Annotated in this window: 17 protein-coding genes; 5 read left to right on the forward strand and 12 right to left on the reverse strand. The window is 46.3% G+C overall.

The genetic code is table 11. The features are described 5' to 3' along the window. The 3 genes from groL to UXZ23_RS08040 form a co-directional block, all read right to left on the reverse strand. Positions 1 to 1,271: chaperonin GroEL (gene groL / locus UXZ23_RS08030; protein ID WP_320820084.1), on the reverse strand; the 1,271-nt coding region annotated here is incomplete at its 3' end. 53 nt (positions 1,272 to 1,324) lie between these two features. Further along, positions 1,325 to 1,618, reverse strand: coding sequence for a co-chaperone GroES (locus UXZ23_RS08035; RefSeq protein ID WP_320820085.1), 294 nt, complete (start codon positions 1,616 to 1,618; stop codon positions 1,325 to 1,327). 158 nt (positions 1,619 to 1,776) lie between these two features. Further along, positions 1,777 to 2,253, reverse strand: a complete 477-nt coding sequence (locus UXZ23_RS08040; protein WP_320820086.1) for an FxsA family protein — start codon at positions 2,251 to 2,253, stop codon at positions 1,777 to 1,779. 337 nt (positions 2,254 to 2,590) lie between these two features. On the opposite strand from UXZ23_RS08040, the gene UXZ23_RS08045 reads away from it, so the two are divergent. Then, entirely contained in the window at positions 2,591 to 4,087 is a 1,497-nt protein-coding gene (locus UXZ23_RS08045; protein WP_320820087.1) for an NAD(P)/FAD-dependent oxidoreductase, read from the forward strand. A gap of 294 nt (positions 4,088 to 4,381) precedes the next feature. On the opposite strand, the gene UXZ23_RS08050 is transcribed toward UXZ23_RS08045, so the two are convergent. From UXZ23_RS08050 to UXZ23_RS08070, 5 genes are all read right to left on the reverse strand, one after another. Next, a complete protein-coding gene (locus tag UXZ23_RS08050) occupies positions 4,382 to 6,529 on the reverse strand; it encodes a 3-hydroxyacyl-CoA dehydrogenase NAD-binding domain-containing protein (protein WP_320820088.1) in 2,148 nt (715 codons plus the stop codon). Positions 6,530 to 6,570: 41 nt separating this feature from the next. After that, positions 6,571 to 7,776, reverse strand: a complete 1,206-nt coding sequence (locus UXZ23_RS08055) for an acetyl-CoA C-acetyltransferase (RefSeq protein ID WP_320820089.1) — start codon at positions 7,774 to 7,776, stop codon at positions 6,571 to 6,573. Positions 7,777 to 7,791: 15 nt separating this feature from the next. Then, positions 7,792 to 8,928 (reverse strand): acyl-CoA dehydrogenase family protein, encoded by a 1,137-nt coding sequence (locus UXZ23_RS08060; protein ID WP_320820090.1) that lies wholly within the window; start codon positions 8,926 to 8,928, stop codon positions 7,792 to 7,794. After that, entirely contained in the window at positions 8,928 to 10,142 is a 1,215-nt protein-coding gene (locus UXZ23_RS08065) for a CaiB/BaiF CoA-transferase family protein (RefSeq protein WP_320820091.1), read from the reverse strand. Before UXZ23_RS08065 ends, UXZ23_RS08060 begins: the two co-directional genes overlap by 1 nt. A gap of 189 nt (positions 10,143 to 10,331) precedes the next feature. Next, entirely contained in the window at positions 10,332 to 10,772 is a 441-nt protein-coding gene (locus tag UXZ23_RS08070; RefSeq protein ID WP_320820092.1) for a MerR family DNA-binding transcriptional regulator, read from the reverse strand. 306 nt (positions 10,773 to 11,078) lie between these two features. Between UXZ23_RS08070 and UXZ23_RS08075 the strand changes: the two genes are divergently transcribed. From UXZ23_RS08075 to UXZ23_RS08085, 3 genes are all read left to right on the forward strand, one after another. Further along, positions 11,079 to 11,837 (forward strand): SDR family oxidoreductase, encoded by a 759-nt coding sequence (locus tag UXZ23_RS08075; RefSeq protein ID WP_320820093.1) that lies wholly within the window; start codon positions 11,079 to 11,081, stop codon positions 11,835 to 11,837. A 62-nt stretch (positions 11,838 to 11,899) separates the two neighbouring features. Beyond that, complete coding sequence (locus tag UXZ23_RS08080; protein ID WP_320820094.1) at positions 11,900 to 12,220, forward strand: MGMT family protein; 321 nt, start codon at positions 11,900 to 11,902, stop codon at positions 12,218 to 12,220. Between the two features lie 485 nt (positions 12,221 to 12,705). Then, complete coding sequence (locus UXZ23_RS08085) at positions 12,706 to 14,187, forward strand: NAD(P)/FAD-dependent oxidoreductase (RefSeq protein ID WP_320820095.1); 1,482 nt, start codon at positions 12,706 to 12,708, stop codon at positions 14,185 to 14,187. Positions 14,188 to 14,268: 81 nt separating this feature from the next. On the opposite strand, the gene UXZ23_RS08090 is transcribed toward UXZ23_RS08085, so the two are convergent. Genes UXZ23_RS08090 through aceE form a run of 3 tightly spaced genes read right to left on the reverse strand, consistent with a single transcriptional unit; the run spans position 14,269 to position 20,648 of the window. Continuing rightward, positions 14,269 to 16,290, reverse strand: coding sequence for a methyl-accepting chemotaxis protein (locus UXZ23_RS08090; RefSeq protein ID WP_320820096.1), 2,022 nt, complete (start codon positions 16,288 to 16,290; stop codon positions 14,269 to 14,271). Between the two features lie 41 nt (positions 16,291 to 16,331). Next, complete coding sequence (locus tag UXZ23_RS08095) at positions 16,332 to 17,951, reverse strand: dihydrolipoyllysine-residue acetyltransferase (protein ID WP_320820097.1); 1,620 nt, start codon at positions 17,949 to 17,951, stop codon at positions 16,332 to 16,334. Between the two features lie 12 nt (positions 17,952 to 17,963). Further along, entirely contained in the window at positions 17,964 to 20,648 is a 2,685-nt protein-coding gene (aceE, locus tag UXZ23_RS08100; protein ID WP_320820113.1) for a pyruvate dehydrogenase (acetyl-transferring), homodimeric type, read from the reverse strand. Positions 20,649 to 20,733: 85 nt separating this feature from the next. Between aceE and cobO the strand changes: the two genes are divergently transcribed. After that, on the forward strand, positions 20,734 to 21,351 hold the full coding sequence (gene cobO, locus UXZ23_RS08105; RefSeq protein WP_320820098.1) for a cob(I)yrinic acid a,c-diamide adenosyltransferase: 618 nt from the start codon (positions 20,734 to 20,736) through the stop codon (positions 21,349 to 21,351). A 149-nt stretch (positions 21,352 to 21,500) separates the two neighbouring features. On the opposite strand, the gene UXZ23_RS08110 is transcribed toward cobO, so the two are convergent. Then, on the reverse strand, positions 21,501 to 22,403 hold the full coding sequence (locus UXZ23_RS08110) for a cobalamin-binding protein (RefSeq protein WP_320820099.1): 903 nt from the start codon (positions 22,401 to 22,403) through the stop codon (positions 21,501 to 21,503). Positions 22,404 to 22,431 lie beyond the last annotated feature (28 nt).

Raw genomic sequence — 22,431 nt, forward strand, 5'->3', positions numbered from 1 at the left:
GTTAAGGCGCGCACAAGAGCAACACCCCCACCCGCAACAACGCCTTCTTCAACCGCTGCGCGAGTCGCATTCAATGCATCGTCAACACGATCTTTTTTCTCTTTCATTTCGACTTCAGAACCGGCACCCACTTTGATAACGGCAACGCCGCCAGCAAGCTTAGCCACACGCTCTTGCAGTTTTTCTTTGTCGTAATCAGACGTCGATGCTTCCATCTCGGCACGGATTTGTTCAACACGACCTTTAACGTCTTGCTCAGTACCAGCACCGTCAACAATGACTGTATTTTCTTTACTGATAACCACTTTCTTGGCAGTACCTAGCATATCGATAGTAGTCGTTTCTAAAGACATACCCACTTCTTCAGAAATAACCTGACCGCGTGTTAGTACCGCGATGTCTTGCAACATAGCTTTACGACGATCGCCAAAACCAGGTGCTTTAACCGCGGCTACTTTGAACGTGCCACGTAGGTTGTTAACAACCAAGGTTGCCAAGGCTTGACCTTCAACATCTTCTGCAACGATCAATAGAGGACGACCTGACTTAGCAACGGCCTCCAATACTGGAATCAGTTCTTGTAGGTTATCAATCTTTTTATCAACCAATAGAATTACTGGGTTTTCTAACTCAGCAACCATTTTTTCTTGGTTGTTAATAAAGTACGGAGACAAGAAACCACGGTCGAACTGCATGCCTTCAACCACTTCTAGCTCGTCGTTTAAGCCTTTACCTTCTTCAACCGTGATAACGCCTTCAGTGCCTACTTTAGCCATCGCTTCAGCAATCATCTGACCCACGGTTTCATCTGAGTTAGCAGAGATAGTACCTACTTGAGCAATCGCTTTTGAATCAGTACAAGGCTGAGCTTGTGCTTTCAATGCTTCCACAACCGCAGCAGTCGCTTTATCAATACCGCGCTTCAAATCCATTGGGTTCATGCCCGCTGCAACTGACTTCAAGCCTTCGTTAACAATGGCTTGAGCTAATACAGTTGCAGTAGTGGTACCGTCACCGGCTTGATCGTTTGCTTGGGAAGCAACTTCCTTCACCATTTGTGCGCCCATGTTTTCGAACTTATCTTCAAGTTCGATTTCACGCGCAACCGACACACCGTCTTTAGTGATGGTTGGTGAACCAAATGACTTGTCTAAAACAACGTTACGACCTTTAGGGCCCAAAGTTACTTTTACTGCGTTAGCAAGAATGTTTACGCCGTTCAGCATTGCTGAGCGCGCTTCATTACCGAATTTTACTTCTTTAGCTGCCATGAAAAATGTTCCTTCAAAATTAAGTTAGATGAATGAATCAAAGCTGATGAAAATTACGCTTCGATTACGCCGTAGATGTCGCTCTCGTTAAGAATCAACAATTCTTCACCACCAATTTTGATAGTGTTAGAACCTGAGTACTTACCGAAGACAACGGTGTCACCCACTTTCACAGCGAGTGCTTGAACATCGCCGTTCGTCAAAACGCGGCCAGTACCGACAGCAACCACTTCACCCTGATTAGGCTTTTCAGCCGCAGCACCTGGCAACAGGATACCGCCAGCAGTAGTTTGCTCTTCTTCCTTGCGACGAACCACGACGCGATCGTGTAAAGGACGGATTTTCATTTGAAGGTCTCTCCAATGTAAAAGCATGTTTTTGCTGATGATAGAAGCAAGTATCAAAGGGGTAATTCCGACATTGAGCCTTGCTTCAAACTGTGTGATGTCTTTATTGGGGTGCAGAATCTGATTTCAACACCCTAGGCGTAAAAAAATTGCTTTATTTAGTCTTCGCGGCGGTACTCGCCATCAATAATGTCGTGACCACCTTGATCGCGGTGAACACGAGGATCAGCAGGATTGATCGGGCGCTCAAATGGACTGCCGCCATTCATGCTGCCCATGGCCATGGTAGGCTTAAAACGTTTCAACACGGAACCAGCAAGACGACCACGCAATGTCGGCACCAACAACATAAAGCCGCAAGCATCAGTAATCAAACCAGGGGTCAGCAGCAAGGCTCCAGCCAAGGCTAATAAAAATCCTTCGGCTAACTCTTTTGCCGGCAAGCCTCCGTCCTGCAATTTTTGACTAGCTCGCATCAGGGTAGATAGCCCTTGCACGCGCAGAATACTGACGCCAATCGTCGCCGTCAGCAGAATAAGTGCGAAGGTCCATAAAATGCCAATATAACTGCCAACCTTGATTAACACGGCTAGCTCGGCAAGAGGAACGATAATAAATATAAAGAGAAGTGGCACAAGGCCTCCTAATTAACTCAATGGAGTCACGGGTCGCCGATGAAAAGGGGACGCCAATGTAAGTCTTTATTTGGGGGCAAATTATGGCAATACAAGGCGCATTGACTTCCACGGCCAAAAACATACATATTCGGCCATGAAAAACACAAATAAGGTAGTTTTAGGCCAACGCAAAAGCAGTTTGTCCCTCGATGACCTGTTCAAAAAGCGCACAGAACGGGATAGTTCATATTAAGACTTATTAAGCCAAACAGAACAAAACGGCTTAAACTATTTCAGCCCAGTCCCTACTCCAAATTTGTAAGGCTGATGTTGTTTGTTTATTGAGGATTTCCCCATGTCTATTGAACACTTCGATGTATTGATCATAGGTGCAGGTTTGTCTGGTATTGGTACCGCTTGCCACCTTAGTCAAAAGTGTCCGAATAAAACTTACGCAATATTAGAAGGCCGCGATGCCATCGGCGGCACTTGGGATTTATTCCGCTATCCTGGTATCCGCTCTGATTCTGATATGTTCACCTTGGGCTATAACTTTAAGCCTTGGACCTCGAGCAAGGGTATTGCCGCCGGAGGCGATATCTGCATCTACATTCGTGAAGCCGCTGAAGAAAACTACGTGACGTCCCATGTACGTTATAGCCATTCCGTTAAAAAGGTAAACTGGGACAGCAACACCGCACGTTGGATCGTCGATGTTGAACTATCCAATACCGGTGAATGCCGTCAATACAGTGCAGGTTTCGTCGTTAGCTGTACTGGTTATTATGATTATGAAAAAGGATTTACACCTGAATTCGCCGGACGCGACGACTTTAAAGGCCAAGTTATTCATCCACAACATTGGCCAGAAAATCTAGACTACGCTGGCAAAAAAGTGGTCGTCATTGGTAGCGGTGCAACCGCTGTTACATTGATCCCATCAATGGCGCGCGCTGTAGAAAAAATCACTATGCTGCAACGCTCACCTAGCTATATTTTGCCAGTACCTGCAGAAGATAATTTTGCTGTCAGCTTGCGCAAATACCTGCCAGAAACTTGGGTATATAGCATTATTCGCAGCCGCAACGTATTGCTTTCAATGGCTTTCTTTAATTATTGCAAGCGCTTCCCTGAGCGTGCACGAAAATTCATCTATGGCTTCAATAAAAAAATGTTGCCTGAAGATTTCGACATGAGCCATTTCACCCCAAAATATGCTCCTTGGGATCAGCGTTTATGTGCCGTACCTGGCGGAGATTTGTATAAATCTATTAGCAAAGGTAAAGCCGATGTCGTCACAGATAGCATTGACCGTTTTACCGAGAATGGGATTTTACTGAAATCTGGCAAAGAATTAACAGCCGATATTATTATCACCGCGACGGGTTTGAACGTAAAAATGTTTGGCGGTATTAAGTTAACCCTCGATAACAAAGATTTTAACTTCACCGATAAAATGAGCTATCGCGGCGTGCTGTTCGAAGGCATCCCTAATATGGCCATGGTATTTGGCTACACCAACTCGTCATGGACATTAAAATCCGATCTGATTGGTGATTGGGTTTGTCGTTTGCTCAAGCACATGGATAAAACCGGTAAAAAACAGGTTATTCCTGTGAATACTGATAGCACGATTGGACGGTTATCATTTATCGACATGAGTTCGGGTTATATTGCCCGTGTTAAAGATCAATTACCGCAACAAGGAACCAAAGGCCCGTGGAAGTTAAACCAAAACTTCTTTAAAGACTTTGCTTCGCTTAAGTTAAGCCGCCTGAATGCAAAAGAACTGCAATACTCTAACCCGCAAGAAAACAAAGTGGACTGCAAGACCGAGGCTCAAACCGCTTGATACTCTAAACCCTACTTGCACCACAAAAGCACTCACCATTGAGCGCTTTTTTTATTACCTGCGATAAAACTTGTTGACCCTAAAGATATTGCTAAAGAAAAAGCCGATGAAGAACGCACTGCTATGCAAGCGGAAATTGAAGCGGGTGTTGCTGACTTAGCTGCTGACATCAAAATGAATTAAGCATCACAAGCAAGACCGCTAGAAACGAAAAAGCCCGGTACCAAAATACTGGGCTTTGTTTCATCATCCACTAGAATCAGGGAAATCCTAGCAGACTCAGAACCTTCGAGATCAATAGAACGACGAACCTGCTGCCGCTTTCTCAATCACATTGGCAGGTAAGCGATAACGTTCGCCAACGGCATCCGCTAACTCATTCGCTTCGGCAATAAAGCGATCCATGCCAATGATTGTTTCTACGTATGAAATCGTACCGCCAGTATGAGGGGCAAACCCCCAACCAAAAATAGACCCGATATCAACTTCATGGGCACGAGTAATCACACCCTCAGAGACACAACGCAAGGTTTCTACCGCTTGAACATGCAGTAAACGCTTTACCACATAATCCGCATCAGGCTGTGTAACGGCCAGAGGGAAGCGCACCGCTAAACCGCTCCACAGCATTTTTTTCGCTGTTTTATCATTGGTAGCCGGATAATCATAAAAGCCTTTACCTGTCCGTTTACCAATACGGTCAGCCTCTTCGACCATATATTTAACGACTTCATCGGCAGGATGAGCAACATAAGCATCGCCCAAATCTTTGCGCGTTTGAGTACCAATGCGGTTCATTAACTCTAAAGTGACTTCGTCGCTTAGCGCTAATGGGCCAACCGGCATACCGGCTTTTTTACCCGCATTTTCAATCAATGCTGGGGCCACACCCTCTTTCAATAACGCCATGCCTTCCATCACATAGGTACTCAAGACACGCGAGGGGTAAAAGCCACGACTGTCGTTCACAACGATTGGGGTTTTACGCAATTGCTGCACGTAATCCAATGCCCAAGCTAAAGTATGCTGCGATGTTTGTTCGCCCATAATAATTTCGACAAGCGGCATTTTATCCACCGGCGAGAAGAAATGTAGGCCAATAAATTGCTCTGGTCGCTGACTCACTTGCGCTAAACCAGTAATCGGCAAAGTCGAAGTATTTGAGGCGAAAATGGCATCGCTACCAATTACGGCTTCGGCCTTAGCTGTGACATCGGCTTTAATCGTACGATCTTCAAACACCGCTTCAATCAGTAGGTCGCAACCGGCAAGATCATTAAAATCCGTTGTTGCGAGAATTCGGCCTAATTGTGCATCAGCCTTTTCTTGGGTCATTTTGCCGCGTGTTACACGCTTCTTTAAAATGCCTTCAGAATAGGCTTTACCGCGATCAGCTGCTTCTTGCTTAGTATCAAGCAATACCACATCCATACCACTCAGCGTTGATGAGTAAGCGATACCAGCGCCCATCATGCCAGAACCTAGAATCCCGACTTTCTTAAACTGCTTTTTCTCAACGTCTTTTGGACGATTTTTCAGTTTATTCGCGTCTTGTAATGCGACAAAGAAAGTACGAATCATAGCTTTCGCCTGATCGCTTAATAGCAATTCGGTGAAGTATTTCGCTTCAATTTCTAAAGCGGCATCAATCGGCAATTGGCAACCTTCAAATAAGGTTTGCAGAATCGCCTGTGGCGCAAGGTAATTACCTTGAGTCTTTTTGCGCAACATTGCCTCCGCACCCATAAATGCCTGTGCGGCTTTAGCCGATTGCACTTCACCACCGGGTAAGCGAAATTTTTTATCATCCCAAGGCTGTATAGCTTTAGGGTTATTTAGTGCCCATTCTTTCGCTGCACTGATCAGCTGATCTGCAGGAACAACGGCATGAATCAAACCGGCAGCTAAGGCTTCAGCAGGCTTAGCTTGCGTGGCTTGTAACAACCACGGCATCGCTGCTTGAATACCTAATAAACGCGCCAAGCGCTGTGTACCACCGCCACCCGGCAGTAAACCCAAATTCACTTCAGGAAAACCGAAACGAGCTTTACTGTTATCTGCTGCGATGCGCTGATGGCACGCTAGAGCGATCTCCATACCACCGCCTAACGCTGTACCATTTAAAGCAGCAACAACCGGCTTACCGGCAGTTTCCATGCGGCGCATTAACACATGCAATTTACGGATAAAGCCCATAATCGTAGCTGGATCTTGTGGCATAGTTTGAATTTCATGCAGGTTAGCCCCAACAATAAAATCGCTCTTGCCAGATGTCAGAACAATGCCTTTTACCGCATCGTTAACCAACAAGCTTTCCAGCACTTCAGCAAAGGCAGCCACTGCCGCTTGCGCCAATGAATTCACCGGCGCGCTTTGATCATTCCATGTTAAAACCACGATACCTTGATCGTCGATCTCATGAGTAAACATTGTATTCGCCATCCCGTTTCTCCCGTCGATGGTTTGCAGTCGTTAGCAAAGAATTAAACGCGTTCAATAATCGTTGCTGTACCCATACCACCACCAACACATAAATTAATCAGTGCAGTGCGTTTATTCGTGCGTTCGAGTTCATCTAGCACTGTACCTAAAATCATGGCACCCGTTGCACCGAGTGGATGGCCCATCGCAATCGCTCCACCATTCACATTGATACGACTATGGTCGATGCCCATTTCTTTCATAAACAGCATCACAACCGAGGCAAACGCTTCGTTTAATTCCCACAAGTCGATATCCGAAGCCTGCATACGTGCATTGGCTAATGCTTTACGAGCACTTGGCGCTGGGCCGGTTAACATAATGGTTGGTTCCGAACCAACAGAAGCCGCTGCAACGATGCGCGCACGTGGAGTTAAACCTAACGCAGCACCCATTTCGCGAGTACCGATTAATACCGCCGAAGCACCGTCAACAATACCCGATGAGTTACCGGCATGATGAACGTGATTAATGCGCTCAACCTGTGGATAAACCTGTTGCGCAATGGCGTCGAAACCTAGTCCCCCATGCATTTCGAACGATGCATTTAGTTTACCTAAACTCTCGACCGTAGCTCCTGGACGCATATGTTCATCATTATCTAATAAGGTAAAACCAAGCTGATCTTTTACTGGTACAACTGATTTAGCGAAAAATCCGTTGTCCCAAGCATGCTTAGCACGGCGCTGAGACTCTACTGCATAGGCATCCACATCTGCGCGCGAAAAACCGTGCATAGTTGCAATTAAATCAGCGGAAATACCTTGCGGTACAAATGATAATTTATTGGTTACCGATGGATCGGTGTAATACGCACCACCGCCTGACCCCATAGGAATACGCGACATACATTCGACGCCGCCACCAATCGTCATCTGCGCTTCGCCTGCTTTAACTTTAGCCGCTGCCATGTTCACGGCTTCTAAGCCCGAAGCACAAAAACGGCTCACCACTGTACCCGCAACGGTTTGCGCGTAGTCGGCCATCAGTACTGCGGTGCGAGCAATATCAGCCCCTTGTTCCATTACGGGTTCGACGCAACCCAAAACAACATCATCTAATTTTGATGTATCGAGATCATTACGCTTTTGTAATTCACGCAATAAACCCGACATTAAATTCACAGGGGTTACGCTGTGCAAACTACCGTCTTTTTTACCGCGACCACGAGGGGTACGGACGGCATCAAAAATATAGGCTTCAGTCATGATCCTTACCCTGTGTTAAATAGTACGAGAAATAATTTCTTTCATAATTTCGGATGTGCCTGCATAAATACGCTGCACACGAGAATCGGCATAGGCACGAGCGACTGGGTATTCCCACATATAGCCGTAACCACCGTGTAACTGTACACATTCATCAACAATGCGACATTGAGCCTCAGTAGCCCAAAGTTTCACCGATGCCGCGGCATCTATGTTGAGTTTTTTCTCGCAATGTAATTCTAAGCAGCGATCAACATACGTTTGCGTAACGGCAAGCTCAGTACGAATTTCGGCCAATTTAAAGCGAGTATTTTGGAAAGCAGCGATCGGCTTACCAAATGCTTTACGCTCTTTAACGTATTTTACTGTCTCGTCGTAGCAGGCTTTCGCTACTGCTGCGCCGATAATCGCAACACTTAAACGTTCTTGCGCCAGTTCTTGCATTAAATAGATAAAACCCGCGTTTTTCTGCCCCAATAAATTGCCCTTAGGAACCCGTACATTGTCAAAAAACAACTCGGAGGTGTCCTGAGATTTCATACCCACTTTTTTCAGATTTTGTCCACGTGCGAAACCTGCGCGATCGGCTTCAACTAAAAACAAGCTGACGCCTTTAGCACCGGCGCTGGTATCGGTTTTAGCAACTACGATAAATAAATCGGCCATTTGACCGTTGGTGATAAAGGTTTTAGAACCATTAATAATGTAATCGTCGCCGTCTTCTGTAGCACTGGTACGCACACCGGCTAAATCTGAACCGGTACCCGGTTCAGTCATGGCGATTGCGGTAATGACTTCCCCCGTACACATTTTTGGCAGCCACTTCTTTTTTTGCTCTTCAGAACCATAATGCAAAATATAGGGCGCTACGATATCCGAATGTAGAGAGAAACCTGGGCCTGACGCAAACACATAGCCTTGCTCTTCAATGGCAATAGCAGAGTAACGAAAATCAACACCAGCGCCGCCGTATTCTTCAGGAATGTGAGAGCATAAAATGCCGGCCTCGCCTGCTTTTAACCAAGCTTCTCGGGAAATTTGACCGTCTTCTTCCCACTGCTCAATATTTGGCTGAATTTCACGCTGCATAAATTTACGCACCGCGTCGCGGAACATGTCATGTTCTTCGGTATAAACACTGCGAGGGATCATTATTTGCTCTCCTTAAGGGCTATGTAACCTGCCTGACGTGCAACGCCACTAAGCAACAGACGTTCGATGTCTGTCGCTGTGCAGTTAACTTCATGCAGGATATTCTGAGTATGCTGGCCTTGTTCTGGACCAACGGAATCAGCTGAATATTTTTTATTGGAATATTTAATAGACGGTGCCGGACAGCGAATGGTCTGGCCCGTGGGGGTTGTTAATTCTTGCACCATTTCTCGTGCTAATAATTGCGGATGCTCAAACGCCGCTTGGGGAGTCAAAATTGGCGTTACGCAGCAATCCGCATCAGCGAACACGTCGCGCCAATGCGCTTGCGGCTCAGATGCAAAGACGGCCGCTACTTGCGCACGTAATTCCTCTGCTTTGCTCCCCATATCTAAATAACGCGCTTTCCACTCCGGTTTATTAAGTACGTCGCATACTTGAAACCAGAATTTTTCTTCCAATGCACCCACCGCCATGTATTGGTGATCAGCCGTGGCATAAATGGAATAACATGGGCGCGCACCGGTCAGCATGTCTTGGCCACGCGGCAAAGATTTGCCCATTAAATTCATGCTAGCCATTGTGATAACGTTGTGGGCAAACGTGCAGTCCGTCATCGATATATCTAGATAACTGCCTTCACCATGACGCAAGCTACCAACGACCCCCGCCACAATGGCCATCGCGGCACTGAGTGAGCCACCGGCTAAATCAGCAATTTGAAAATTACCTAAAACAGGGGCGCCATGCGCTTCACCGATTTGCTCTAAGACGCCGGCAGTTGCGCAGTAATTCATGTCGTGGCCGGCCTTTTCCGCCCAAGGGCCAGTCTGGCCATAACCGGAAATCGAACACACTACGAGCTTAGGATTAATTGCTTGCAGAACATCGTACGTAAGGCCAAGTCGAGCCATGACCCCGGGGCGAAAGCTTTCTAATAGAATGTCGGCTTTTTCAACCAGACGAAGGAGCAACGCATGGCCTTCGGCGTTACTAATATCCAAACTAATGGATTCTTTACCACGATTTAAAATATGGAATGCGGGGCTTACCATGCCTTTCGGCATACCCATAAAACGGGTGTAGTCACCCGCTTTGGTGTCTTCCACCTTAATCACTCGGGCACCCATATCGCGTAAGTGCATGGAGCACATAGGTCCGGGTAACAGGCGCGATAAATCGAGAACGGTCATCCCTTCTAAAGGTAAAGCCATAGTGCCTTCCTAATTCTTGTTATTTGCAGTCGAAGACGGCTCCGTGAGAGACACCAACTTAATGAGTTACCTTAACGTAACTCAAGTTACCCTAAGGAAAAATTGAGTACAAGGTGCAAATCATGCACGCCAATGACAGATTAGCACCGGCGCTGAACTTGAATAGAGTTAGAGACGAACGGAAAGATGTTAGGAGTTATCGGCCATAAAGGCTTGGAAAGAGGATTCTGGATCGAGATCGAGCTGACGAAGATCGTCTTGGGCAGACAACTCTACAGCTCTTAGCTCTTCAATGGTCGCTTCAAGATCACGACGCTGAGCTTCTAGCTCGCCCAAACGCTGACGACACTTCTGCATCATGCTTAATAGACGCTCAGGGTTGGTGCGATCCGCATCGTATAGATCAAGATACGCTTTGGTGGCTTCTAATGAGAAACCCAATCGCTTAGAACGTAAAACAATTTTTAGCCGCGCGCGCTGGCGATGATCATAAATCATGGCACGACCAACACGGCGTGAACGGATCAAGCCTTTGGATTCATAAAGGCGAATAGCCCTAGGGGTAATGCCAAATTCAGCGGCAAGCTGTGCGACGGTATAATAATCGTCGGTGCTATTGAGGTCGGTCATACCCATCTACACTGTCATAAAGGCGTCATCATATCACTAGCGACTCTATTACTCAGCACCTGATCGCGCAAAGGCGACACTCCCCTTGCTCATTCCTGTTAATCCATCAATTCAACGCTGATGTGCCTTGTAATTCTGTCCTATAATGTGACCACTTCTTCTTATCTCATCTCCTTATCTTTATAGCAGCGTTGACCGTTACTGATCGACGCCTTCCGCGTCTAAGTTGATCACGACTTGTATGAAGAAAAAGCTGAATGAGCTCAACACAATTTAATAATCTTAAAGCATCAAAGGAGTTCGACTATGAACCTTCAAGATAAAGTCGTCGCAATTACTGGAGGAGGCCAAGGTCTTGGCCGTTCGATGGCCGTATATTTAGCCCATAAAGGAGCGCAAATTGCGATTATCGACCTTAGCCAAGAACACATGGATGAAACCAAGCGCCAAGTTGAAGCAGCTGGTAGCAAAGCTTGCACTTACTTGTGCAACGTTGCCAACGAAGAACAAGTTGAAGAAACCTTCGATGCGATTATCGGCCAGATGGGTGCATTGCACGGATTAGTCAATAACGCCGGTATTTTGCGTGATGGCTTGCTGGTTAAGGTAAAAGATGGCGAAATTACTAAAATGACATTGGCGCAATGGCAAGCGGTTATCGACGTTAACTTAACCGGTGTGTTTTTGTGTGGCCGCGAAGCAGCGATTCGCATGATCAAGCACGGTGAAGGTGGCTGTATTATTAATATTTCCAGCATTTCGCGTTCTGGAAATATGGGCCAAACCAACTATTCAGCCGCCAAAGCGGGTGTAGCCACCATGGCTGTGTCATGGGCAAAAGAACTGGCACGCTATGGCATTCGCGCGAATGCGATCGCACCGGGTTTTATTGCCACAGAGATGACTTCTAGCATGAAGCCAGAAGCACTCGAAAAAATGACCGCCGGTATTCCGTTAAAACGCATGGGGCAGCCAGACGATATTGCTAATGCGGTCGCCTTCCTACTCGAGAACGATTACATGTCGGGTCGCGTTGTTGAAGTCGACGGCGGCTTACGCCTGTAGTTTCCGCAGTCATTGGGTAGTATGAGAGGCCGACCTCGACTACCCAATGGATTCATGCGCGCATGCCCCCAGACCAATCACATACTTCGTTAACCGCCGAACAGCATTTGTATGCAGCGCTGGCGCTTATCCCCTATGGCACTGTTACCAGCTACGGACGTCTAGCAGCGATGGCAGGCTATCCAGGTCGAGCGCGTTGGGTAGGGAAAGTTCTGAGTCAGCTGCCGCCCAACAGCCAATTACCTTGGTATCGGGTAATCAACGCTCAAGGCAATATCTCCTTCCCTAGTGATAGCGATGCAGCCATACGGCAATGTACTCGACTTTTAGAAGAAGGGATCAAGGTTCGCAATGGCAAAAAAGTCTTGGCTAAGCTGATTTGAACTTCGTCGCTCAGGTTCATAATCGTCTGACGACAAGGCCTGTCAGATTCGGACACTGCCATAAGTGTCGCAATTGATTGGCACTTGTGCCATACAAGTCTTTACCTGCTTAAACGAGTAGCGTTGCTAGATCTCAATCACGCCACAACACTTAGAACGAAATTGCACGAGCGCTAAAAATCAATAAAAATTCTTTTAAAATCAATTATTTAACTAAAAAAATAGATGGGGAAAATGTATTTATCACGAGTCAAAAATGTAACATATCACGCCAAAAAAAACCTTACATTAAGCCCCTATATTGCTTCTCTTACCACCAAAGCAGAAGCATCAGGTGACAAGGAGACACTGGATTTATATCAATCAATCACCCAACTTTGTCACGGTATCACCTGTTAACTCTTGTGGTTTTACGACACAGTAGCCGTAATGAGCGCAAACGCCTCTCACATTACAAAAACAACGTCGATACTAGGAAACCTTCCATGTCTAAAGAATATTTTGACGTACTTATTATTGGTGCTGGCTTGTCCGGTATCGGAACAGCGTGTCACTTAAAGAAAGAAGCAGCAGGTAAGACATTCGCTATCCTTGAAGGCCGCACCGCGATTGGTGGTACATGGGATTTGTTCCGTTACCCAGGCATTCGTTCAGATTCTGACATGTTCACTTTGGGCTACGAATTTAAGCCTTGGACACAGCGCAAAGGCATCGCCGACGGTGAAGACATTCGCAACTACATTCGCGAAGCCGCCACAGAATATAATATCGAGCCTCACATTCGTTACAGCCACAAAGTTAAAAGCGCTGCATGGTCGACCAAAGATGCGCAATGGACTGTAGACGTTGAGTTAAGCGAAACCGGCGAAACTAAACAGTACATTTGTAGCTTTTTTATCAGCTGCACCGGTTACTACAATTACGAGCAAGGTTTCACCCCAGACTTCGAAGGCCGCGACGACTACAAAGGTCAGGTACTTCATCCACAGTTCTGGCCTGAAAACCTGGACTACCAAGACAAGAAAGTTGTGGTAATCGGCTCTGGTGCGACAGCGGTAACACTCGTTCCTGCGATGACAGATAAAGCTCAAAAAGTAACTATGCTGCAGCGTTCACCGTCTTATGTATTGTCGGTGCCGCAAGAAGACATCATGGTTAATGGTCTACGTAAAATTTTGCCGGAATCATGGGTATATCGCATTATTCGCGGCCGTAACGTTTCAATCACTTTGGGCATCTATAAATTCTGTAAAGCCTTTCCAAGTACCGCGCGTAACCTTCTACAAGGCATGATCAAGCGTCAGTTACCTGCTGATTTTGATATGACTCACTTCACCCCAAAATACAATCCTTGGGATGAGCGTCTTTGCGCCGTGCCTAATGGCGATATGTTTAAAGCCATTAAACAAGGTAAAGCAGATGTGGTTACCGACCATATTGATCGCTTTACTGAAAAAGGCTTATTACTAAAATCAGGTAAAGAATTAGAAGCTGATATCATCGTTACCGCCACTGGCCTGCAAGTGCAAATGCTAGGGAATATGAAATTATCTATGGATGGCGAACCGCTCAGTATCGCGGATAAAATGAGCTTCCGTGGTGCTATGTTCGAAGACATTCCAAACTTCAGTATGGTATTCGGTTATACCAATGCTTCTTGGACGCTTAAAGCTGACTTAATCGCTAGCTGGGTTTGCGGTTTGATGAAGCACATGAATGACAAAGGTCTGCGCCAAGTAACGCCGCGTAACCATGATAGCAGCATGGAAAAAGTGTCATTTATTGAAATGCAGTCGGGTTACATTGCACGTATCCGTAATACGATTCCACGCCAAGGTACTAAGAAACCGTGGAAGCTTTATCAAAACTACATGCTCGACATGGCGTCTTTGAAATTAAGCAGCTTTGAAGAAGAGACATTGGAGTATTCGAATCCAATACAAACTTCAGAACCTAAAATGGCTTAACTGTGTAAACAGTTATCCATAAAAAAACGGCCCTCGCGGCCGGTTTTTTATGCATCTTATTTTTATATTTAACTTACTCTTTCATTCGACTTTAAACTGCATCACACGCTGTGTTAAAGCATCTGTGATCGCCTGCGTTTTACGTACAGCTTCCACCGTACCCTCAGCATTAATCGATGTTTGCTCTCCGTTATCACGGATTGCACCTAGGTTATGTTGTAAATCGTCTGACGCTCGTTTTTGCTGATTAGCGGTCACGACAATGGCACTGGTTTTACTTTGAATATCACCCATACTGAGCTGAATTTCCGCCAATGTGGTGCTCACTTGGGCTGAATTTTTAACCGTCGTATCCACCATATTACGGTTTACCTGCATGGTATCCACTGCACTCACAATATTTTTCTGCACATCGCTAATTAGGCCTTCAATTTCCCGCGCGGATCCTTGCGTACGGCTCGCTAAAGTACGGACTTCATCAGCTACCACGGCGAACCCTCGACCTTGCTCACCCGCTCTTGCCGCCTCAATCGCCGCATTCAACGCCAACAAATTGGTTTGCTCAGCAATGCCTTTAATGGTTTCTAAGATACTACTGATGCTCGATGAGTTTTCGGCTAAACGATTCACAGCTTCCATTGAGTTAGCCATCTCATCCGACAAGCGCCGCACCTCATCCATTACACGGGTAACGACTTGCCCTGCTTGATCTGATTTCTTTTGGCCTTCAAGCGCTGCTGTTTCGGCTTCAGCCGCCAAATTCGTCACCGCTGCCGCACCTTTAGCAACTTCGCTAATAATTACCGAAACTTGACTGGTTTGTTCCAACTGGTTAGCAACTGCCAACCGACTTCTGTTAGCGATTTCTTCCACTTGGTTAACATTAGAGCTAACCGACGATGATGAATCTCGCACAGCAGTTAAGGTTGCTCGAATATTTTGCACCATACCGTTGAAGGCATCACGCAACTGCCCCATTTCATCGCGACCGTGAAAACGAATTTCATGCGTTAAATCACCATGCGCGATATCACCCGCCGTTTTAGCAAAACGCCTAATGGTAAAGCGAATAGACATAAAGAAGGCAAGATACAAATAGACAATAATCGACAACGCCGTCAGTAAAACAAACACTAAAATAGTAATGCGTTTTTCTTGGGCTAAATAGCGCTTGTTCAACGTATTTTTAATCATTGGAAATACTAGGTCTTCGATATTAGTCAGAGCCGCTCTTTCATCTTTGTATTGCTTATGAAAATCTTGCCAGTTCATTTCTACAGACGCGGCAGCAATAATTTCTTCATCGAGTATTACTCGTATATCCTTTAACGCTGCTTTGGCGGCTTGCGCCGCATCTATGAGCTCTTGATTCTTAGTTGCTTCAGCCGACACAATAATTAAATCAGCATCTGGCCCTGCGGCTAATAATTTGTCGTAAACCGCATTCATCAAATCGTAAGTTGCTGACTGCAAATATTGTTCAACAAATGAAAACACACCACTCGCATGGCCTAAACCAACCGCACGCTCAACTTGAGGTAAATCGGCTAATAAAATTCCTGTTAAGCGCTGAATACCAATATCACTATCCAATGAAATACCAGCGGCTTGGCTGTACTGTTTAGCAATTAAATAGACTTCATCAATAACAATTTGAAAGTAATTGAACTGATCTAAGAAAGTAGGCTGGCGATATTCACCGGTCACACTGAAGCGCGGTAAAAACTTCGCGCGCCACTCTTCAAGCGAGGTTTGCAAATCCGCATCGTCAACGCTAGAAATTAATTCTGCAGTGTGCTTTGGAATACTTTCTAGCATAGAGTTCGCCGAACTCTTCAACTCGTCATCAAGCTGGAACCCTGTGACAGCGGCAAGATCGCGGGTTTCTTCTAAAAAGTGTGCAAAATCAAGCAAGCGCCGAACGTCATCAACACCATTCAGCTCTTGCTCGGTCTTTTTCAATGATTCAAAAGCGGCCAAAAATACTTGCCCACTGAGAACAACCAAAGGCACCATGAACAAAAAACTAATTAGTCCAAATTTGGCAGCGTAATTTAGCTGCCCCATAAACTTGATGCCTGGCCACATCAGCGATCTAAACATAGTGATCACACCCTTAATTCATATCTAAGACCAAACGAACATTACATAAGCAGGGTTCTCATATCTTCGAGATAACCAACCACACATTGGCCAAATCTAGCGGCCTCAGCCCCATCGACGACGCGATGATCATAGGAAAGAGACAATGGCAACATGAGTCTTGGTTGGAAGCTGGTTCCATCCCAAACCGGTTTGATTTCGGCCTTAGACAAACCCAATATCGCCACCTCGGGCGGGTTAACGATTGGCGTAAATGCCGTACCGCCAATACCACCAAGACTGGACAAACTAAAGCAACCACCCTGCATCTCTGTTAAGGGTAGCTTACCTAAACGGGCCAGCTCAGCTTTGTTACTCAGTTCTTGTGTGATTTCTGTAACCGTTTTGCCATTCACATTACGAATAACAGGAACTAGTAAGCCTTTAGGTGTATCTACCGCAACACCGATATGTATATATTGTTTTAAAATCAACGACTCACCGTCTTCAGCCAATGAGGAATTGAAGGTAGGAAATACCTCCAACGCCTTTGCAATGGCTTTCAACACAAAGGGGACAATGGAATAACGTACGCCCTGTTTGCTGGTTTCGTTTTGTGCCTTACGAAAAGCTTCGAGACTGGTAATGTCGGCTTGATCGAATTGCGTTACTTGAGGAACATTCAACGATGCTATCGTCATCGCTTTTGCCGTTGCGCGCTTAATACCGTTTAAAGGCTCTGTTGTTATAGGTCCGAATTTGGCGAAATCGACTTTAGGGACTGGTGGAATACCGGAACCACCGACGGTAGCCACACCACTCACACGCTCCTTAACAAAAGCTTGAATATCTTCCTTCAAAATTCGATGTTTTGGGCCCGTGCCTTTCAGCTTGCCTAAATCAACGCCAAATTCCCGAGCAAGTTTACGCACAGATGGTCCGGCATGAACCACCGCTGAAGTAGCATGCTCGTCCACAAGCTTCGTCGGCGCAGTGATTGACACAGAGGGATTCGTCGAAGCTTTTGTCTCGCTAGCCGCAGCGACAGGCACGGCTGTCGCAACGTCTTTCGCCGGTGTCGGCTCAGCCGTCGTCACCGTCATACGCAACATAGCATCGCCTTGACTGAGCTTATCGCCCAATTTCACCAACACTTCTTCGATATGGCCAGCAACGCCAGCAGGAATTTCCATGCTGGCTTTATCCGATTCAAGAACAACGACCGCTTGCTCATCGCTAATGTCATCACCCGCGCGTACCAGCATTTCGATGACTTCAACGCCTTCAGCACCACCTAAATCAGGCACAACAATGGTTTGAACCTCTGACGTTGAAGCTGCAGAAGCGCTGCTAGCGGCAACGATCGGCGCAGACTCAGTACTGCTACTTTGCACCTCAGCCGGTTCAGATGGCGCTACCTGATCCAATGGCGCAGCCTCGGCACTCGCGGCACCGGTATCTAGCTCAATAAAGACATCACCCTCGCTGACTTTATCGCCCAATGCGACGCTGATAGCCGTCACGGTTCCGGCAAATTCCGACGGAATTTCCATGCTGGCTTTATCGGTTTCCAATACGATCAGTGCTTGTTCGACATCAACCTGATCGCCTACTTTTACCAAAATTTCGATCACCTCGACCTGACTGGCACCACCTAGGTCTGGGATTTTTACTGTTGTCATAATGCTTTATCCTTAGCTATACAGCGGATCAGGTTTGCTCGCATCAATACCTAGCTCTGCTCGCCAAGTTTCGAGCTCTGCTAAATCCAGCTGTTGCAATCGACATAATTCATACCCCGCAGACCAAGCAACATGCTGCCAATTCACTTCAAAAAATTGACGTAAATTTTCGCGTGAATCACTGCGACCAAAGCCATCGGTTCCGAGGGTTTTATAAGTACGATTTACAGGAATAAATGGACGTATTTGTTCGGCATAAGACTTCATATGATCTGTCGCCGCGACAATGGGGCCAGCCGATGATTGCAATTGCCAAGTGACATACGCTTCACGACGGCGCTCGCCCCCAGATAGCATAGTTTCACGTTCACAATCTAAGCCATTACGGCGTAATTCATTAAATGACGTCACACTCCAAACATCGGCACTAATGCCTTTGTTGGCAAGCCAAACCGCGGCTTTTTCGACTTCGCGTAAAATTGCACCACTCCCCAAAAGTTGTACCTTTTTATCACTTTCAATGGATGCAGCCGTAAGACGATAAATACCGCGACGAATTCCTTCTTCTACTCCCTCAGGCATGGCGGGATGAACGTAGTTTTCATTCAAGCTGGTGATGTAATAGAAGACTTTTTCTTTCTTCTCGTACATACGCTTTAAGCCATCTTGAATAATCACGGCCAGCTCGTAGGCGTACGTAGGATCATACGAAATACAGTTGGGAATGGTAGAAGCCAAAATATGGCTGTGACCATCCTGATGCTGCAAACCTTCTCCGTTCAATGTCGTTCGACCTGACGTTGCACCAATTAAAAAGCCTTGGCACTGCATATCACCGGCAGCCCACGCAAGATCGCCGATGCGCTGGAAACCGAACATGGAGTAGTAGATATAAAACGGGATCATAGCCAAACCATTGGTGCTGTAGGAGCTGGCGGCAGCCATCCAGGCGGCAAAAGCACCCGCTTCGTTGATACCTTCTTCTAGAATTCGGCCTTTTTTATCTTCGCGGTAATACATGACCTGGCCTTGATCGACCGGTTCGTATAATTGCCCTTCCGACGAATAAATACCCATTTGGCGGAATAAACCTTCCATACCAAAGGTTCGCGCCTCATCAGGCACAATAGGTACAACGCGATCACCCATGCTTTTATCGCGCACAAGCTGCGACATAATGCGCACAAACGCCATGGTTGTGGAGATCTCACGCTCGCCCGAACCTTCTAATTGCGAGCTAAAAAATGAGACATCAGGTGCTGTTAATGCGGTCCAGTTTTCGGTGCGCTGGGGTAAATAACCGCCCAGTTTTTCGCGCTGCTTACGCATATACGTTAATTCAGGGCTATCTGCCGGTGGACGATAAAATGGCAAATGCTCCAAATCTTCGTCACGAATTGGTATATCAAAACGATCACGAAAGGCTTTTAACCCCTCTACATCCAACTTCTTAACCGAGTGTGCTTGGTTCTGCCCTTCCGCCTCAATACCCATACCGTAACCTTTAACGGTATGCGCTAAAATAACCGTTGGTTGGCCAGTATGATTTACCGCCGCATGATAAGCCGCGTAGACTTTATAAGGATCGTGACCGCCACGATTTAATTTATAAATATCTTCATCAGACAAGTCTTTGATTAATTCTTTTAGCTCAGGATATTTTTCGAAAAAATGCTCACGGGTGTATTTACCACCCTTAGCTTTGTAATTTTGATATTCGCCATCGACGGTTTCATCCATGCGTTTTTGCAATAAACCTTTACGGTCTTTTGCTAGCAAGGGATCCCAGTGACGACCCCAAACAACCTTAATAACATTCCAACCAGCACCGCGGAATTGGCTTTCTAATTCCTGAATAATTTTGCCGTTACCACGTACCGGCCCATCTAGACGCTGTAAATTGCAGTTAACAACAAAGATAAGGTTTTCGAGCTTTTCGCGCCCCGCCAAACCAATAGCACCTAACGTTTCTGGCTCATCACATTCGCCATCACCTAAAAACGCCCACACTTTACGGCCCTTACGCGGTACTAACTCTCGTGCGGACAAATAACGCATAAAGTGCGCTTGATAAATTGCCTGCAAAGGCCCCAGTCCCATAGAAACAGTAGGGAACTGCCAATAATCAGGCATCAACTTAGGGTGTGGATAAGATGACAAACCGGGCGCTAACGCTTCACGGCGAAAACGTTCCAAATCCGCCTCTTGGAAACGGCCTTCTAAATAGGTACGCGCGTAAATACCAGGAGAAACATGGCCTTGATAATAAATTAAGTCACCTAATGGCGAAGTTTCGCTGGTCGGGTTAGGTGCGCGAAAGAAATGGTTGAATGCCACGTCGTATAGCGTGGCACTAGAGGCAAAACTGGAAATATGACCACCGAGGTCTCCAGCACCTTCTTTGTTAGCACGCATTACCATCGCCAAAGCATTCCAACGTACAAGCGAACGAATGCGGCGCTCCATAAATAAATCGCCCGGCATAGGCGCTTCATTCTCTGGCGAAATCGTATTCCGATAGGGAGTATTCAATGCATAAGGTAGGGGCATTCCATCACGCGTGGCCCGCTCGGCAATACGTTCGATTAAGAAATGCGCTCGCTCAACACCTTCTGCGCGAATTACGGAATGAATGGCATCGACCCATTCTTTTGTCTCTTGTGGGTCGGTATCATTCGTGAACAACTGGTCATCCATCATTTTGGCTCCTGACTTGGGGCATAGTCCTTCACCCAGTATAGTTAACCTCTGTACAAACACTCATACGACTTTGGAAAAACCTATGAATTCCGTCTCAAATTCCGCTAACGATGCCGAACGCCACCAACGAAAAATGGAAAAACAGAAAGCTAAAGTAGATGCGGCCATCGAACGCGCTCAAGAAGAGCGAGGGGTCGTCATCGTACTTACTGGCACCGGCAAGGGTAAAAGCAGCTCTGGTTTTGGTACTGTAATTCGTACTCTTGGTCATGGTTATCATGCCGGTATCGTACAGTTCATTAAAGGCACTTGGGATTGCGGAGAGATTAAAATTTTAAAATCCCTTCCTAATCTACGACATGAGGTTATGGGATCTGGTTTCACTTGGAACACCCAAGATAAAGAAAAAGATCAGCAAGCCTTCGATCAAGCATGGCCATTAGCACTCGAAATGCTGAGTGACGATAACCTGCGTACCGTCATGCTCGATGAAATTACTTATATGCTGGCCTACGGCCATCTGCAATGGGAGGACTTAAAAGTTGCTTTAGAAAATCGCCCAAAACATCAGAACGTTATCCTAACAGGCCGCGGCGCACCAACAGCACTGCGTGATTTTGCCGATACACTTACCGATATGAAGATGGAAAAACATGCGTTTAAAGCAGGCGTTAAAGCTCAAGCTGGTATTGAGTGGTAGCACCTATAGCCTCAAGCTAACAATTAAACCATGACAATCAACGATTCCTATCATGGTCGACGCTGTGATTATGCTGAGCGCCACAACAGAAGAGGCTTGCACTCATGATGGCGCTGGATACGGCGTTAGGCTAGGAATGCAGAATCCAATTATTTGGCGGCCATGTGCTCGCGGGCGGTCGTCAAATGCTCGCATAACTGTTGTGTTCCCTGCAAAAAACGCGATGTTGGGCGGTGAAATAGATCTGGATGAATATGAAACAAATTGGCGTATTTAACGGCGGTTAAATTAGGAAATTTTTTCCAGTCATCCAGCCATTCAGGGCGACTTTCTCCCATACCGCTAGCAACAATCACATCAGGATCGGCAACCAGCACGGCCTCCATATTGATATGCGGCGCACGAATATCAAGATCGGCGAACACATTGCTACCACCACAAAGATCAATCGCTTGAGAAATAAACGTATCACCATTTTGAGTAATCAGCGGCTGATTCCAAACTTGGTAAAACACCTGCACTCGCGCGGTGTGTTGATACGTTTGCCGTAATCTATTCACTTGCTGTCGTAACGCCCGAGCGGCTGCTGCGCCCTGTTCCTTATGGCCCGTAAGTATCCCTAAGCGCTCTAAATTAACAGCGATGCCATCGAACGTTACTGGATCAGATACAAATAATGGCACTCCCAGCGCTGCAAGCTTCTGCAGTTCTCTATTGGGATTTCCCTCCGGCCAAGCTAGAACGATATCCGGCTGTAACGCTAAAATAGCCTCAATATTCATACCGCTATAACCGCCAATCCGAGGGATTTTTTTTGCGGCTTCAGGATAGTCGGAATAATCCACGGCCCCAACGATGAGGTCTCCAGCCCCAACTTCGAACAGTAATTCAGTACCGTGTGGCATCAAACTCACTATACGTTTAACTGGGCCTGAAAAATGATGCTCCACACCGTCATCATCAATCAAATCGAATGACTCTGGGCTTTCCGCCCACGTAACACTAGCGTTGAAACAACAGCAAAGAAAAATGAATGCAGACAGTGTTTTCACGAAGGCTATTTCCAAACTAAAAATCAGA

It is taken from the genome of Thalassolituus sp. (genome assembly GCF_034111725.1).
Lineage (GTDB): Bacteria > Pseudomonadota > Gammaproteobacteria > Pseudomonadales > Oceanobacteraceae > Thalassolituus.